15 protein-coding genes are annotated in these 16236 nt (G+C 50.8%); all 15 read left to right on the top strand.

Annotated features, from left to right (window positions below; genetic code table 11):
* Positions 1–20: 20 nt before the first annotated feature.
* The 15 genes from rnmV to J7E21_RS13855 all read left to right on the top strand — a co-directional run bounded on the left by rnmV (position 21) and on the right by J7E21_RS13855 (position 15673).
* Positions 21–584: a ribonuclease M5 gene (gene rnmV, locus J7E21_RS13785; protein WP_215108808.1), complete on the top strand. Its 564-nt coding sequence runs from the start codon at positions 21–23 to the stop codon at positions 582–584.
* Positions 581–1459, top strand: a complete 879-nt coding sequence (rsmA, locus tag J7E21_RS13790) for a 16S rRNA (adenine(1518)-N(6)/adenine(1519)-N(6))-dimethyltransferase RsmA (RefSeq protein WP_215108733.1) — start codon at positions 581–583, stop codon at positions 1457–1459. Before rnmV ends, rsmA begins: the two co-directional genes overlap by 4 nt.
* 161 nt (positions 1460–1620) lie before the next feature.
* Positions 1621–1884, top strand: coding sequence for a biofilm formation stimulator Veg (veg, locus tag J7E21_RS13795; protein WP_215108734.1), 264 nt, complete (start codon positions 1621–1623; stop codon positions 1882–1884).
* 141 nt (positions 1885–2025) lie between these two features.
* Positions 2026–2889 carry a 4-(cytidine 5'-diphospho)-2-C-methyl-D-erythritol kinase gene (gene ispE, locus J7E21_RS13800; RefSeq protein WP_215108736.1) on the top strand — a complete coding sequence of 288 codons (864 nt, stop codon included), beginning with the start codon at positions 2026–2028 and terminating at the stop codon, positions 2887–2889.
* A gap of 57 nt (positions 2890–2946) precedes the next feature.
* The gene (gene purR, locus J7E21_RS13805; protein ID WP_215108738.1) at positions 2947–3774 is read left to right on the top strand and encodes a pur operon repressor; all 828 of its coding nucleotides are present in this window, start codon (positions 2947–2949) and stop codon (positions 3772–3774) included.
* Position 3775: 1 nt separating this feature from the next.
* Positions 3776–4153, top strand: a complete 378-nt coding sequence (locus J7E21_RS13810; protein WP_215108740.1) for a RidA family protein — start codon at positions 3776–3778, stop codon at positions 4151–4153.
* A gap of 150 nt (positions 4154–4303) precedes the next feature.
* Positions 4304–4588: a septation regulator SpoVG gene (gene spoVG / locus J7E21_RS13815; protein ID WP_215108749.1), complete on the top strand. Its 285-nt coding sequence runs from the start codon at positions 4304–4306 to the stop codon at positions 4586–4588.
* A gap of 311 nt (positions 4589–4899) precedes the next feature.
* Positions 4900–6270: a bifunctional UDP-N-acetylglucosamine diphosphorylase/glucosamine-1-phosphate N-acetyltransferase GlmU gene (gene glmU, locus J7E21_RS13820; RefSeq protein ID WP_215108751.1), complete on the top strand. Its 1371-nt coding sequence runs from the start codon at positions 4900–4902 to the stop codon at positions 6268–6270.
* Between the two features lie 17 nt (positions 6271–6287).
* Positions 6288–7250: a ribose-phosphate diphosphokinase gene (locus J7E21_RS13825; RefSeq protein ID WP_215108753.1), complete on the top strand. Its 963-nt coding sequence runs from the start codon at positions 6288–6290 to the stop codon at positions 7248–7250.
* A 97-nt stretch (positions 7251–7347) separates the two neighbouring features.
* On the top strand, positions 7348–7986 hold the full coding sequence (locus J7E21_RS13830; RefSeq protein ID WP_215108755.1) for a 50S ribosomal protein L25/general stress protein Ctc: 639 nt from the start codon (positions 7348–7350) through the stop codon (positions 7984–7986).
* 116 nt (positions 7987–8102) lie between these two features.
* Complete coding sequence (pth, locus tag J7E21_RS13835; RefSeq protein WP_215108757.1) at positions 8103–8666, top strand: aminoacyl-tRNA hydrolase; 564 nt, start codon at positions 8103–8105, stop codon at positions 8664–8666.
* Between the two features lie 108 nt (positions 8667–8774).
* Complete coding sequence (gene mfd / locus J7E21_RS13840) at positions 8775–12311, top strand: transcription-repair coupling factor (RefSeq protein ID WP_215108759.1); 3537 nt, start codon at positions 8775–8777, stop codon at positions 12309–12311.
* A gap of 19 nt (positions 12312–12330) precedes the next feature.
* Positions 12331–13914 (top strand): putative polysaccharide biosynthesis protein, encoded by a 1584-nt coding sequence (locus J7E21_RS13845; protein WP_215108761.1) that lies wholly within the window; start codon positions 12331–12333, stop codon positions 13912–13914.
* 3 nt (positions 13915–13917) lie between these two features.
* Positions 13918–15396 (top strand): bifunctional methyltransferase/pyrophosphohydrolase YabN, encoded by a 1479-nt coding sequence (gene yabN / locus J7E21_RS13850; RefSeq protein WP_215108763.1) that lies wholly within the window; start codon positions 13918–13920, stop codon positions 15394–15396.
* Positions 15383–15673, top strand: coding sequence for an RNA-binding S4 domain-containing protein (locus J7E21_RS13855; protein WP_215108765.1), 291 nt, complete (start codon positions 15383–15385; stop codon positions 15671–15673). Before yabN ends, J7E21_RS13855 begins: the two co-directional genes overlap by 14 nt.
* Positions 15674–16236 lie beyond the last annotated feature (563 nt).

The raw sequence follows: 16236 nt of genomic DNA on the forward strand, positions 1-16236 counted from the left end.
CGAGGGAACTAGCGATGAACATGAACATAAAAGAAGTGATCGTCGTCGAAGGAAAAGACGACACCGTCGCCATCAAGCGGGCAGTTGGAGCGGACACGATCGAGACGAATGGTTCGGCCATTTCGAAAGATACGCTGCGCCGCATCCTTCATGCCCAGGAAAAGAGGGGCGTCATCGTCTTCACCGATCCCGATTATCCGGGCCGGCGGATTCGTGCTATTATTGAAGAGCATGTGCCGCATGCCAAGCACGCCTTTTTGCCGAAAGAAAAAACGATCGCCAAAAACGGCAAAGGGGTCGGTATTGAGCATGCCTGCGATGAAGACATACGCACCGCGCTATCCGCAGTTTATACGCCGCTAACCGAAGCGCGGCCGGTGGAGATCACTTTAGAGGACTTGATCGATGCCAAGCTGATTGCCCATCCGTCGGCGAAAGCCCGCAGGACAGTGCTCGGCGAAACGCTCAATATCGGCTATACGAACGGCAAACAGCTGCAGAAGCGTTTGCATGTGTTCGGCATCACGAAGCAGCAGTTTATCGAAGCGGTGCAAGCGTTAACCCAGGAGGACAGAAGAATATGACCAAAGATATAGCAACACCGATCCGCACACAGGAAATCATGGCTAAACACGGCTTGACGTTCAAGAAAAGCCTCGGCCAGAATTTTTTGATCGACCCGAATATTTTACGCAAAATCGTCGCCCAGGCTGGCCTGACGAAACAATCGGCAGCCATTGAAATCGGCCCCGGCATCGGTGCGTTGACCGAACATTTGGCGCGTGACGCAGGGAAAGTGCTGGCGTTTGAAATCGACCAGCGGCTGCTGCCGGTGCTAGCTGATACATTGTCCCCTTACGACAATGTCAAAGTGATCCACTCCGATATTTTAAAAGCAGACGTCGAACAAGCAATCCGGGAAGAACTTGCCGGTTTCGACGATATCATGGTCGTCGCCAATTTGCCGTATTATGTAACGACGCCGATCATTCTTAAATTATTACTCGAAAAGCTGCCGATCCGCGGACTGGTCGTCATGCTGCAAAAAGAAGTGGCAGAGCGCATCACGGCGAAGCCCGGAACGAAAGCATACGGTTCTTTGTCGATCGCCATCCAGTATTACACGCAAGCTGAATTCGCAATGACGGTACCGAAATCGGTGTTCATGCCGCAGCCGAACGTCGACTCTGCGGTCATCCGTATGATCAAGCGGACGGAACCGGAAGTGACAGTCATTGATGAAGACTTTTTCTTTACCGTGACACGCGGTTCATTCGTGCAGCGGCGCAAAACCATCCTTAACAATCTGCAAAGCGCGTTGCCGGATGGAAAAGCCAAAAAAGAGCAGATTCTCCAAGCGTTAGAAGAAGCTACCATCGACCCGACGCGGCGCGGTGAAACGCTTAGCATCAAGGAATTCGGATTGCTTGCCGATAAATTATATCCTCATTTCAATTGAATGTTGAAACTGTAACAGTTTCGGCACAGTTTGATTCGGAAGTAGAATATTTCGGATAAAAAACTGTTGCAATTCCTGTAGCGCGCTGTTAAAATTTAAAATTTGATTGACTCCAAAGGCATTTTATGATAGACTTTAGACTATAGTGAGGTGTAGACAAAATGCCCAAAACTTTGGCGGAGATTAAAAAGTCATTAGACCTGCATTTAGGTAAAAGGTTGCTGTTAAAAGCAAACGGAGGTCGCAAGAAGACGGTCGAACGTGCCGGGATTCTGCGTGAAACCTATCACTCCGTGTTCGTGATTGAATTAGATCAAGATGAACATGCATTTGAACGCGTTTCTTATAGCTACGCGGACATCTTAACTGAAGCAGTGGAAATCACTGTCTATGAAGGAACAGAAGACGCATTAGTCGTTAAATAATTGAACTTCATTTTATACTTATTGCATAGCCCGCTTTCGGTGAATCTGCCGCAAGCGGGTTTTTTCTGTCGTTCCGGTTCTTCCGAAGCGCTGCGACTGTGTTAAAATAGTTTTCATTAGAACAGAAAAGGAGGCAGTGGAATGCTCTATGTAAAAGCACCTGCCAAAATCAATTTGACGCTTGATGTGCTGTACAAGCGTCCGGATAATTACCATGAAATCGAAATGATTATGACCACCGTCGACTTGGCGGACCGGATCGGCCTGCAAGGCACAGCAAAAGGCATACATATCCAGTCGGCGGACCGTTTCGTGCCGAACGACTCGCGTAATTTGGCGTACCAGGCGGCACAATTGATCAAAGATACATTCAACATCAACACCGGCGTCATCATCTCGCTCGACAAGCAAATTCCGGTAGCTGCGGGACTTGCCGGGGGTAGCAGCGATGCTGCCGCGACATTGAAAGGGCTGAACCAGCTATGGCAATTGAATTTGTCGCTCGATGAACTGGCGGAGCTTGGTGCAAAAATCGGTTCTGACGTATCGTTTTGCGTTTACGGCGGAACGGCGCTTGCCACAGGGCGCGGCGAGATCATCGAAGAATTGCCGGCCCCGCCGCATTGCTGGGTCATTCTCGCGAAACCGTCCATTGGCGTGTCGACCGCTGATGTCTACGGAGCGTTCAACCCGGAAAAAGTGGATCATCCGAATACGCAATCCATGATTGAGGCATTGCGGACGGGTGATTACGATGCGATGTGCCAAAACCTCGGCAATGCGCTCGAGAGCGTAACGATGAATATGCATCCGGAGGTTGGTCAAATTAAAGAGCAAATGATCAAATTCGGCGCGGACGCTGTCCTCATGAGCGGAAGCGGGCCGACTGTCTTCGGTTTGGTCAACCAAGAAGCGCGCATCCCGCGCATCTACAACGGCCTGCGCGGTTTTTGTTCGGAAGTTTACGCCGTACGCTTGCTCGGCGACCGTGAGCCTCTTGCTTAAAGACGTATATTTATGGTAAGTTTTCATTATAATATTCGTGTTTAGGAGAGGGTAGCAGTGAAATGGAAGCGCAGTGAACGCTTGGTCGACATGACGCATTATTTATTGGAGCATCCGCATCAATTGATTCCGCTGACATATTTTTCAGATCTGTACCAATCGGCTAAGTCTTCCATCAGTGAAGATCTTGGGATTGTTAAAGAAACGTTCGAAGAAAAAGGTATCGGGCTGCTGAAGACCGTGCCTGGAGCTTCGGGCGGCGTGAAATACGTGCCTAGATTGCGGGATGCAGAAGTGCGTCAAGTCATGGAGGAATTGATCACCGAGCTGAGCCAGTCTGACCGGCTGTTGCCGGGGGGCTATTTGTATATGACCGATGTGCTCGGCAATCCGCAAATGATGAACCGTGTCGGCAAAGTGTTCGCTAGTGCGTTTGCGGGGGGAAAAATCGACGCCATCATGACGGTGGCGACAAAAGGCATTCCGATTGCCCACGCGATTGCGCGGCATTTGAATGTGCCGGTCGTCATCGTCCGGCGCGACAGCAAAGTGACGGAAGGTTCCACGGTCAGCATCAATTATGTGTCCGGCTCCACGCGTCGCATCCAGACGATGGTGCTGTCGAAACGCAGCATGAAGAGCGGCCAGCGCGTCCTCATCACCGATGACTTCATGAAAGTCGGGGGCACGATGAACGGCATGAAAAATCTGCTCGAGGAATTCGACTGTACGCTCGCCGGTGTAGCGGTGCTTGTTGAATCAGAGCATCAGGATGAGCGGCTCGTCGAAAAATATTTATCGCTCGTCAAATTGGCGGAAGTCAGTGAAAAGGACCGGACCATCGCACTCAAGGCCGGAAACTATTTTGAACATGGAGGCAACTAATATGAAATACGTAGCGACAGACAAAGCAGCAGCGGCAATCGGGCCGTACTCACAAGGCGTCATTGCAGGGGATATGTTCTATAGTTCCGGACAGATTCCGCTGAAAGCGGACGGAGAGCTCGTACAAGGCGGCATTACCGAACAAACGCATCAAGTGTTCGCCAATCTGCAAGCTGTCTTAGAAGAAGCGGGATCGTCCCTGGCGCATGTTATCAAGACGACCGTGTTCATTAAAGACATGAACGATTTTACGGAACTCAATTCCATCTATGCTTCTTATTTCGGAGACCATAAACCGGCGCGCTCGACTGTCGAAGTGGCACGCCTGCCAAAAGATGTGAAAGTGGAAATCGAAGTCATTGCAAAAGTTGCACAGTAAAACCACCTTTTTAGGTGGTTTTTGTTTATTTTTCATTTATTAAGTAAATTTTCTAATAAATTCTGTAATTTTTGAAGGAATTTAGTCCTCCCCCCCAGAATACAAACAAAAGCGCCAAAAAATTACAGCAAGAGAAGGGGAGATTTGAGAATGGAAGTAACTGATGTAAGGTTGCGCCGGGTCCAGACCGATGGACGTATGCGGGCGATCGCCTCAATCACACTTGATAATGAATTTGTTGTTCACGACATCCGCGTCATTGATGGCAACGATGGGCTGTTTGTGGCAATGCCAAGCAAGCGGACGCCAGACGGTGAGTTCCGTGACATTGCACATCCAATCAATTCCGGTACACGCAATAAATTGCAGGAAGCGGTACTATTCGCATACGGACAAAGTGAAGAGCAGGCCGTTCTTGAAAATGCTGGCATCTGATTACCCTGAAGAACCTTCAACTTTAGAGAAGGTTCTTTTTTTATGGACGAATAGTGGAGTGCTTGCTGCAGGTTTTCGGTGGGCGAAAGGCACAAGGCGTAAAAAAAAGCGGTGAATTGCGCTCGTTTCGGGCTTTGTCATGGGATTGTCATGCCTTGGAACCTTGAAAATCAAGGGTTTTTCAGCTATAGTCAATAAGGAAACGTGAAAGTGGCATTTTTTTGTCTTGCACGGCTGGCGCTTTTACCAGACAATTAGTTTTTCAGTTAATCAAAGTGCAGTTGATTACAGGAAATGGAGGGATTCGACCGATGGACCATACATATGCGGTAATTCTGGCGGCCGGACAAGGCACACGAATGAAATCGAAGTTGTATAAAGTGCTTCATCCAGTATGCGGCATGCCGATGGTAGAGCATGTTACTGGAAATATCCAGCGCCTCGGCGTTGAAAAAATCGTGACAATCGTCGGCCACGGAGCGGAAAAAGTGAAAGACCAGCTCGGGGACATGAGCGAGTATGCGCTGCAGGAAGAGCAGCTCGGCACAGCCCATGCGGTGCAGCAAGCAGCACCGCTCATTGAAGGCAAACTGGGAACGACATTGGTCGTTTGCGGGGACACGCCATTGATCCGTGCGGAAACGATGCAGGCGCTGATTGACCACCACAAGGAAACCGGAGCGAAAGCGACGATTCTGACAGCGATTGCAGGGGACCCGACAGGTTACGGCCGCATTATCCGCGCCGCTTCGGGAAGTGTTGAGAAAATCGTCGAACAAAAAGATGCGTCGAAAGAAGAACAGCAGGTCAAAGAAATCAATACGGGAACCTATTGCTTTGATAACGAAGCGCTGTTTGAAGCATTGAAGAAAGTTTCAAACGATAATGTCCAAGGCGAATATTATTTGCCGGACGTCATTGAAATTCTGCAAAAACAAGGCCAGATAGTCGCAGCATACGCAACCGATAGTTTCGAAGAGACGCTCGGCGTGAACGACCGTGTAGCGCTCAGCCAGGCAGAGACCTTCTTGCGCCGCCGCATCGCTGAACAGCATATGCGTGCAGGCGTGTCGATTATCGACCCTTCAACGGCTTATATTAGCGCCCAAGCTAAAATCGGTGCGGATACCGTCATCCAGCCGAATGTTACGATCGAAGGCGCGACAGTGATCGGGGAAGATTGCGTCATTACTTCTAATACGCGCATAGTTAACAGTACGATCGGTGAACGGACAGAAATCCGCAGTTCGGAAGTATATGACAGCACGATCGGAGACGACACAGCTGTTGGCCCGTTTGCACACATTCGCCCGCAATCGGCACTTGGCGATAAAGTGAAGATCGGCAATTTCGTGGAAGTGAAAAAATCTTTGCTTGGCACGGGCAGCAAAGTGTCTCATTTGAGCTATATCGGTGATGCGTTGGTCGGCAGCGGCGTCAACATTGGCTGCGGCACGATTACCGTTAACTATGATGGCAAAAACAAGCATCTCACGACGATCGAAGACGATTCATTCATCGGCTGCAATTCCAACTTGATTGCACCGGTGACCATCGGCAAAGGTTCTTATGTAGCGGCAGGATCGACCATCTCGAAAGATGTTCCAAGTGACGCCTTGGCGATTGCCAGAGCGCGCCAGGAAAACAAAGAAGGCTACGCAAGCAAACTAAACCGCAAATAATAGGAGGGTTTCCCCCAATGGGCATTCAAAATACTAACACGAAGTTGAAAATCTTCTCGCTGAATTCGAATAAAGATCTAGCTGCGGAAATTGCAGAACAAATCGGCTTGCCGCTTGGCAAAAGTTCCGTCACGCATTTCAGCGACGGCGAAATCCAGATCAATATCGAAGAAAGCATCCGCGGCTGTGATGTGTTCATCGTCCAATCGACTTCACAGCCAGTCAACGAGAACTTGATGGAACTGTTGATCATGATCGATGCCGTGAAACGTGCATCTGCGCGCACTGTGAACGTGGTTATCCCTTACTACGGCTACGCTCGCCAAGACCGCAAAGCGCGCTCACGCGAACCAATCACAGCGAAACTCGTCGCAAACTTGCTCGAAACAGCAGGCGCAACGCGTGTGGTAGTTTTGGATCTTCATGCTCCGCAAATCCAAGGGTTCTTTGATATTTTGATTGACCATTTGGTAGCTGTCCCACTCCTATCCGATTACTTCCTGAACGAATCGAACATCGATCTTGAGAATGCCATTATCGTGTCGCCGGACCACGGCGGCGTGACGCGTGCGCGCAAAATGGCAGACCGCCTGAAAGCACCGATCGCCATCATTGATAAACGCCGTCCGCGACCGAACGTCGCGGAAGTGATGAACATTGTCGGGAACGTCGAAGGCAAAACGGCCATCATCATCGACGACATCATCGATACAGCGGGAACAATCTCCATCGCAGCAAGCGCGTTGATCGAAAGCGGCGCAAAAGAAGTATACGCATGCTGTACGCACCCGGTATTGTCCGGTCCTGCTGTCCAGCGCATCCAGGATTCCGTCATCAAAGAATTGATCGTCACGAATTCGATTGCGCTTCCGGAAGAAAAGAAAATCGGCAAAATCAAGCAATTGACTGTCGCACCGCTTCTTGCGGAAACGATCATCCGCGTTCACGAACAGAAATCCGTCAGCACACTGTTTGATTGACCCTGACTTCCGGCGTTACAGCCTTTTAGGTTTCGGAACGTTGTAAACAGGGTAATAATAGTTTATGCTTATTAATATAACTGGAGGTTGAAATAATATGGTCAAAATGACAGCAACGAAAAGAGAAACAGGTAAGGCACAATCCGCATTGACGGACTTGCGCGGAAAAGGACATGTACCAGGTGTCGTTTACGGCTATAAAACAGAAACAACACCGATTGCCGTAGCGGAAATCGATTTGATCAAAACTTTGCGTGAATCAGGACGCAACGGTGTTATCAGCTTGGAAATCGGCGGCAAAAGCACGAACGTCGTATTGAGCGATTATCAAATGGATTCCTTAAAAGGCAGCTTCAAACACGTTGACTTCTTGGCGATCAACATGTCTGAAGAAATCGATGTTGATGCTACGGTTCACTTGATCGGCGAATCACCAGGCGAAAAAGAAGGCGGCGTCGTAACGCAGCCGAACCGCGAAGTGCACATCCGCGTCAAACCGAGCGATATTCCGGATTCTGTTGACATCGATGTCAGCGAGTTGCAAATCGGCGACTCTGTGTCAGTCAGCGACATCCGTGATAAATTCAGCTTTGAAATCTTGAATGACGACGATTTCCTTCTAATCTCTGTAACAGCACCACGTACAGAAGAAGAGCTAGAAGAGCTTGAAACGGTTGAAGAAGGCGCAGAGCCTGAAGTCATCGGCGGCGAAGAAGACGCAGAAACAAAAGAATAAGTTATGCATTGTCCAAAACAGGGACTGTCCAATGGCAGTCCCTGTTTTTTGTACGGGCGTATATTATGGTAAAATAGTTGGCAGTGAAGAGGCAAAGCGGAAAAAAGGAGTTTGCTATGAAAATGATCATCGGCCTGGGAAATCCGGGCAAAACATATGAAAAAACACGCCACAATATCGGCTTTCAAGTGATCGACCAATTGGCGAATGACTGGAATGCACCTTTGACGCAGTCCAAATTCAAAGGCATGTACGGGGTCGTCCACAGGCCGGAAGGTAAAGTGATGCTCGTCAAGCCGCTGACGTATATGAATTTGTCCGGTGAGTGTATCGGCCCGCTCATGGATTACTACAATGTCGACATCGAAAACATCGTCGTTATCTATGACGATCTGGATTTGCCGACAGGACAGCTGCGCTTGCGCCAAAAAGGCAGTGCCGGAGGACATAACGGCATCAAATCGCTCATTCAGCATCTAGGCACCCAGCAGTTCAACCGCATGCGCATCGGCATCAGCCGCCCGTCGGCGGGCATGAAAGTGCCGGATTACGTACTTGCCGGCTTCGGGGAAGAGGAAAAGCCGTTTATGGCAGATGCGGTCGCAAAAAGTGCGGAAGCGTGCAATTACTGGCTATCAAAGCCGTTCGTAGAAGTCATGAATGAATATAACGGGGCATAATCGCTTTGGCGCATAAGGCGTCCAAGGCTTTTTTCCGTTTCCTATCGTTTTTAAAAGGGTAAGGTAGCCATCAAACGGTTTTATTTTGGACAGGAAGGAGGAATCTTCATGAAGCACATCTTACAGACATTTTTAGGGGATTCCCATACACAACGATTTATCACCGACCTTGAGAAAGGCCAGGACCACCAGCTCATTTCAGGGCTTTCCGGCAGCGCACGGCCGATTTTCTACCAAACGGTATTTGAGGCGCTGGGCAAGCCGCCGCTGCTCGTCGTTACGCCGAACTTGCTGCATGCCCAGCGCGTCTATGACGACCTAGTGCGGCTGCTCGGAGAATCGCTCGTGCATTTGTATCCGGCAGAAGAGACGATTGCAGCAGATGTGGCATTTTCCGGACCGGAACTTCGCGCACACCGTATTGATACACTCGATCACATGAAATCGACTGGGAAAGGGATTTACGTCACGCCAGTTTCCGGCTTGCGCAAACTGTTGCCATCTCCTGCCCAGTGGGACGGTGCGACATTACGCGTTGAGGGCGGCGATGAAATCGACACGGAACAATGGCTTTTGAAGCTGGTGTCGATGGGCTATTCCCGTACGACAATGGTCACCTCACCAGGCGAATTTGCGTTGCGCGGAGGAATTTTGGATGTCTATCCACTGCATTTTGAGCATCCAGTACGCATCGAATTATTCGATATGGAAGTCGATTCAATCCGCTTGTTTTCTGCAGAAGACCAGCGCTCACTCGAGAAGGTCGACTCGCTGTGCATTTTGCCGGCCGTGGAACTTGTGCTGTCGCCCGGGCAAAAGCGGCTGCTCGCAGACCGCTTAGAAGACCGGCTTGCTGCCAGCTTGAAAAAACTCAAGAATGACGATACAAAAGAGTTGATGCTGCAGCACATTCAACACGACATCGATACATTGCGGAGCGGCGATGAACCGGAACAGCTCGCCAAGTACGCGGCACTCGCCGATTCGCAATCAGCCTTTCTCGGTGATTATTTCCCAGGGGACGGACTGGTGTTTTTCGATGAGCTCGGCCGCATCCAGGAAATGACCGAAACATTGGAGCGCGAAGAAGGCGATTGGATCGTCTCACTGCTCGAAGAAGGCAAGTTTCTTCACGACGTACCATTGGCTTACCCGTTCCGCGACGTGCTTGCGAAACTCCAGCAGCCGGCCAATTTTCTGTCGCTATTTACGCGGACATTTCCGCTTGTCAATATCAAGAAGTCGATTGCCTATTCCTGCAAACCGATGCAATCGTTCCATGGCCAGATGAATCTATTGCAAGCGGAAATGGAACGCTGGACGCTCGGCAAATTCCGTGTGTTCATCGTCGCAAGCGGCGAAGAGCGCTTGCAAAAAGTCCGTTCGGTGTTGGAAGATTACGAGATGGATGCAGAAATCATTACCACGGACACCGAATTGCAAGACGGCAAAGTGTATCTCGTCGACGGCGAATTGTCGAGCGGCTTTGAAATGCCGCTGCAGCGCATGGCGCTCATCACGGATGCGGAACTGTTCAAAAAGCAGCCGAAGAAAAAGACCCGTGCGCAAAAGCTAACCAATGCTGAGCGCATCAAAAGCTATTCGGAAATCAAACCGGGTGATTACATCGTCCATATCCACCATGGCATCGGGCGTTTTGTCGGCATCGAAACGCTGGAGAACGCCGGTGTCCATAAAGATTATCTGCATATCGTCTATAAAGGCGAAGATAAGTTATTCGTGCCGGTCGATAAAATCGACCTCGTCCAAAAATACATCGCCTCTGAAGAGAAAGAGCCGAAGCTTCACAAGATGGGCGGGGCGGAATGGAAGAAAACCCATACAAAAGTATCGGCTGCAGTACAGGATATCGCCGATGACTTGATCAAGCTTTATGCCGAGAGGGAAGCACTCGAGGGCTTTGCGTTCAGCGAAGAGCAGGACATGCAGCGCCAGTTCGAAGCGGAGTTCCCTTATGAGGAAACCCCCGATCAACTGCGCTCGATCAGTGAAGTGAAAAAAGACATGGAACGCAAACGCCCAATGGACCGGTTGATTTGCGGCGATGTCGGCTACGGTAAAACAGAAGTCGCCATTCGCGCTGCATTCAAAGCGGTGCTCGACGGCAAGCAAGTGGCATTTTTGGTGCCGACGACGATTCTCGCCCAGCAGCATTTCGAGACGATGAGCGAACGCTTTAAAGATTATCCGCTCGAAGTCGGCTTGATGAGCCGCTTCCGTTCGAAAAAACAGCAGGCTGAAACCGTCAAAGGCTTGAAAAACGGTTTGGTCGATATCGTCATCGGGACGCACCGCATCTTGTCGAAAGACGTGCTCTATAAAGATCTCGGCTTGTTGATCATCGATGAAGAACAGCGTTTCGGGGTAACCCATAAAGAAAAGATCAAGCAATTAAAAGCGACGGTCGATGTGTTGACGCTTACTGCAACACCGATTCCACGGACTTTGCATATGTCGATGATCGGCGTGCGCGATTTGTCCGTCATCGAAACGCCACCTGCCAACCGTTTCCCGGTGCAGAGCTACGTCATGGAACATAACGGCGGGCTCGTGCGCGAAGCGATTGAGCGTGAAATGGCGCGCGGCGGCCAAGTGTTTTATTTATACAATCGGGTAAGCGACATGACCCGCAAAGTGGACGAAATCCAACAGCTCGTCCCAGAAGCGCGCGTCGGCTATGCGCACGGGCAAATGTCGGAAACCGAACTCGAATCGATCATCCTCGGTTTCCTCGACGGCGAGTACGATGTATTGGTGACGACGACGATCATCGAAACCGGTATCGACATCCCGAACGTCAATACGCTCATCGTCTACGATGCAGACCGCATGGGCTTGTCGCAACTGTATCAATTGCGCGGCCGTGTCGGGCGTTCGAGCCGCGTGGCGTATGCGTATTTCATGTATCAGCGCGATAAAGTGCTGACCGATGTAGCGGAAAAACGCCTAATGGCAATCAAGGAATTCACCGAACTCGGCTCCGGCTTTAAAATCGCCATGCGCGATTTGTCGATCCGCGGGGCAGGCAATCTGCTCGGTTCCCAGCAACACGGATTTATCGATTCGGTCGGTTTTGATTTGTATTCGCAAATGCTCGAAGAAGCGATTGAAGAGCGCCGCACCGGCATGAAAAAAGAAGTTGTGCCGGAAGTGGAGATCGTGCTGACAGAAGATGCTTATATTCCGGATAGCTATATTGGCGATGGCTACCAGAAAATCCAAATGTACAAACGCGTCAAAAATATGGAGACAGTAGAAGAAATGGCCGATTTGCAGGACGAACTGATCGACCGCTTCGGCGATTTGCCGATTGAAACCGAGCAGCTGCTGCGCATCGCTCGGATGAAAGTGTGGGCGCGCGAAACCGGCGTCGAATCGATCAAGCAGCAAGGACAACTCGTCAGCATCAAACTGAGTGAAGCGGGCACGCAATCGATCGACGGCGGCAAAGTGGTCGCGGCGTCGGGCGTGTACGGACGTGCTGTCGGCTTCACGCTGGCCGGCCAAGCGCTCATCTTGACTGTAGATGGCAAAAAGACCGGCAAGCATCATCCGTTCGATGTGCTCGAAGGCATGATGGAAATTTTGTCGAACTCACTTAGGGAAGAAGCCTCTGTCGGGTGACGGCGGGCGTGAAGAACCAATGACGACGCAACATTCGATGGCCAGCTTTCTCAAGGGAGCGGCACTTCTGACGCTGGCCGGTTTTTTCGTCAAGCTGCTGAGTGCTGTCTACCGCGTGCCGTTTCAAAACCTGGTCGGCGACGAAGGTTTTTATATTTACCAGCAAGTGTATCCGTTTGTAGCGATTTTCGGCATTTGGACGTCCTACGGTTTTGCCGTTGCGGTCTCTAAGCTGTTAGCGGAACACCCGAACCGTGAGCATGCGGGAATTTTGCGCACCGCGTTCTGGCTCATAGCCGGCATTTCCGTTCTGACTTTTGTAACGCTTTATACGGGCGCTGGCTTTTTTGCGGATAGGATGGGCGACCCGGAACTTTCGGGCTTGCTGCGGGTAGGGGCGTTTGCGGTTGTCTTCATGGCGCCGCTCGCCATTATGAAAGGGCGTTTGCAGGCAGACGGCAAAATGGCGCCGGTCGCTAGCGCCCAAGTCACAGAACAAGCGGTGCGTGTCGCGGTTATTCTGATCGGCAGCTACGCGGCAGTCAGCTCTGGCTTGTCGCTTTATGCGGCCGGGCAAGTGGCGATTGCCGCTGCGGGCGCTGGCGCTTTCGCGGCGGTAATTTTGCTGATCCGCTCGTATAAAAAACAAGGTCCACTTGCGGCAGGCACAACACTCAAAGGAACGGCGAGAAAACTTCTCGTGACAAGTCTCGGCATCAGTATGAGCTCGCTTCTGTTAGTGCTGTTTCAACTGGTCGACTCATTTACGGTGTACCGTCTGCTTGCAGAACAACTCGGCGATATGCAGGCGATGGTTCAAAAAGGGGTCTATGACCGTGCGCAGCCGCTCGTGCAGTTCGGCATTTTGCTGGCGACTTCCTTGACGCTGTCGCTCGTGCCACTCATTGCACGCACGAATCGGCAAAAAGCAGGGCGCCCTCCGGAGCTTTATGCGAGTCTTGCGTTCCGCGTCTCTTTATTGTTTGCTGTCGCCGCAGCAGCGGGTTTGACATTGGTTATGCCGTATGTGAATGAAGCGTTGTTTAAAACACGGGACGGCTCGTTCGCACTCATCATTTTTAACTGGCAAATTGTCTCGATGTCGCTCGTTTTGGTGCTGACGGCTATTCTCTATGGGTACGGCAAGGTCCGTGTGCCGGCGCTGCTGTTAGTTCTTGGACTGATGCTCAAGCTGGTCGGTAATTTACTGCTTGTGCCAACTTACGGCATCACCGGAGCGGCGCTTGCTGGCAATATGGGCTTAGCGTTTATTGCGATAGCACTCATTTGGTATTTCAAAAAAGTTTGGCCGTTGCGCTTTGCGCCTCTCCGTTTTTACGGCTGGCTCACCGTTGCTATAGGCGCGATGAGCATCGCGGTGCTCGGCTTTGAAGCGTTCATCGTGCCGCTGGTTTCAGGCTGGCCTGACAGGCTTGTCGCTGTGTTCGTCACTTTGACGGCCGTACCGCTTGGCGGGTCTGTCTTTTTGCTGGCCGCTGCGAAATCACGGCTCATTACCGAAAAAGAATGGTATATCATACCGTTCGGCCGGCGCCTTGCTGCTATGCAAATTGCAATCAATTTACGAAAGAAAAGGAGCTAGACGATGCATACTATTCATATACTTGGCCTTGGAGCTGGGGACCTTCTGCAATTGCCGCTGGGCGTTTACCGTACGTTAAAAGGAGCGGATCCGCTTTATCTCCGAACGGCTGATCATCCTGTCGTTGAAGAGCTCGAGACAGAAGGTTTACGTTACGAGAGCTTTGACGCTATTTACGAAAAGCATGATGACTTTGCGCCTGTTTATAAGGAAATTGCCGAAACGCTCATCGCACACGCCGAGAACGGGCCGATTTATTACGCGGTTCCGGGCCATCCGCTCGTCGCGGAGCAAACGGTGCAGTTTTTGATCGATGCTGAAAAACAAGGCCGCTGTGAACTATCGGTATCCGGCGGACAAAGTTTTCTTGATGCGATATTCGGTGCCTTGCGCATCGATCCAATCGAAGGATTCCAGCTCGTCGACGGCATGGGTATCGACAGCGACCGCTTGAATATGACCGAACACCTCCTGATTGCGCAAGTATACGATCAATTCAGCGCATCGGAAGTGAAGCTGTCGTTAATGGAGAAATACCCGGACGATTACCTGGTGACGATCGTTACGGCCGCAGGATCTTCTTCGGAACGTCTGCGCACCGTGCCGCTTCACGAACTCGACCGCTCAGCGGAAATCGATAATTTGACCACCGTTTATGTACCGCCTTCCACTGAGCAAACACAGCGCCTGAAAGAATGGCAGACTTTCCGCGAAATCATTGCGAAATTGCGCAGTCCGGAAGGCTGTCCGTGGGACCGGGAGCAGACGCACGAATCGCTGCGCCCGTATTTGCTTGAAGAAGCGCATGAACTTTTGCAGGCGATCGAGGAAGAGGACGACGAGGCGATAGCAGAAGAACTCGGGGATGTGTTATTGCAAGTATTTCTGCACGCACAAATCGGGCAGGACAGCGGTTATTTCCAGCTCGAAGATATTTTGCAGGCAATCAGCGATAAAATGATCCGCCGCCACCCGCATGTGTTCGGCGACTTGGACGTGTCATCTGCTGATGAAGTCGTCAACAATTGGCAGGAGATTAAGCAGCAGGAAAAACCGGCGGGCGCATCACTGCTCGATAGCCAAGACCGCAGCAGCTCATCGCTGTTGACTTCGTATAATTACCAGAAGAAAGCAGCGAAAGTCGGCTTCACATGGAAAGATGCAGAAGGCGCATGGGCGAAGTTCGAAGAGGAATTGCAGGAGTTCCGGATTGAAGTGGCGAAAGGTTCCAAAGACCAGCAGCTCGACGAATTCGGCGACCTGCTGTTCACGCTCGTCAACATCGCGCGCTTTTACGGCTTGTCGCCTGAGCAGGCGATGGTCCAGGCGAACCGCAAATTCCGCACGCGCTTTGCTCACGTCGAACAGCGCGCCAAAGAAGGCGGCCGCTCGTTTTCTGATTACACATTAGACCAGCTCGATAGCTTCTGGAACGAAGCAAAGACTGGACACGGAGAGGACGAAGACCATGAGACTCGATAAATTCCTGAAAGTATCACGCTTGATCAAGCGCCGCACCTTGGCGAAACAAGTAGCCGACCAAGGCCGCATCCTGATCAATGGCAATAAAGCGAAAGCCAGCACCGTCGTCAAAGAAGGCGATGAACTGCAGATCCGCTTTGGACAGAAAGTGGTCACCGCCCGCATCGATCAATTGCGGGAAGTTGTCCGTAAAGAGCAGACAGCGGAAATGTACACGATCTTGAACGAAGAAAAGCTTGAAAAAGTGGACCCGACGTTTATCGATGACGATGCATGAAGAGTGAAAAAGAGCCTAGCCGGTTAACGGCTAGGCTCTTTTTGTGTTGTAGAGAAGTATGGGGATTTTACATTTTATTGGGCTGCTCATTGAACATTTGGTGTGGAATAGTGATAAGTGGGGATTGCGCTGCAGGGGCACGGGGCGGGCGTCGAACCTTTGCGGCGAGCCGCAAAGGTTTCGCCAGTCCCGCGCGATCCCCTAGGCGCCGGCCCCTTCCGCTCCATCTCTAGGTTTAGAGGGGTAATTAATTGCGTCATCTTCTTAAATCAGCAAGTGAGAAAATAAAGTACACAGTTATTTGAAACGATCAGTTCGCTAAATTTGTTCAGCACTCGCAATACCAATTAAGCATCATACCCAAAAGCGGACGAACCATACAGAACCGGAACCATCTCACTTACTCGCATCAACGAAATGTAAAAGCGGCCATGCGCATACGGGTGAGCCGATACAATGAGACAAGTGTTTTTCTTGGCTCATTGCGGGAGGACAACCCAAAGCGGGGCGGCGAGTACGAAAGTGATGAAAAAAACAAAGATTGCCACCGTGTTACACTAGAA

The sequence above is a fragment of the Planococcus sp. ISL-109 genome (genome assembly GCF_018613655.1).
Classification (GTDB): domain Bacteria; phylum Bacillota; class Bacilli; order Bacillales_A; family Planococcaceae; genus Planococcus.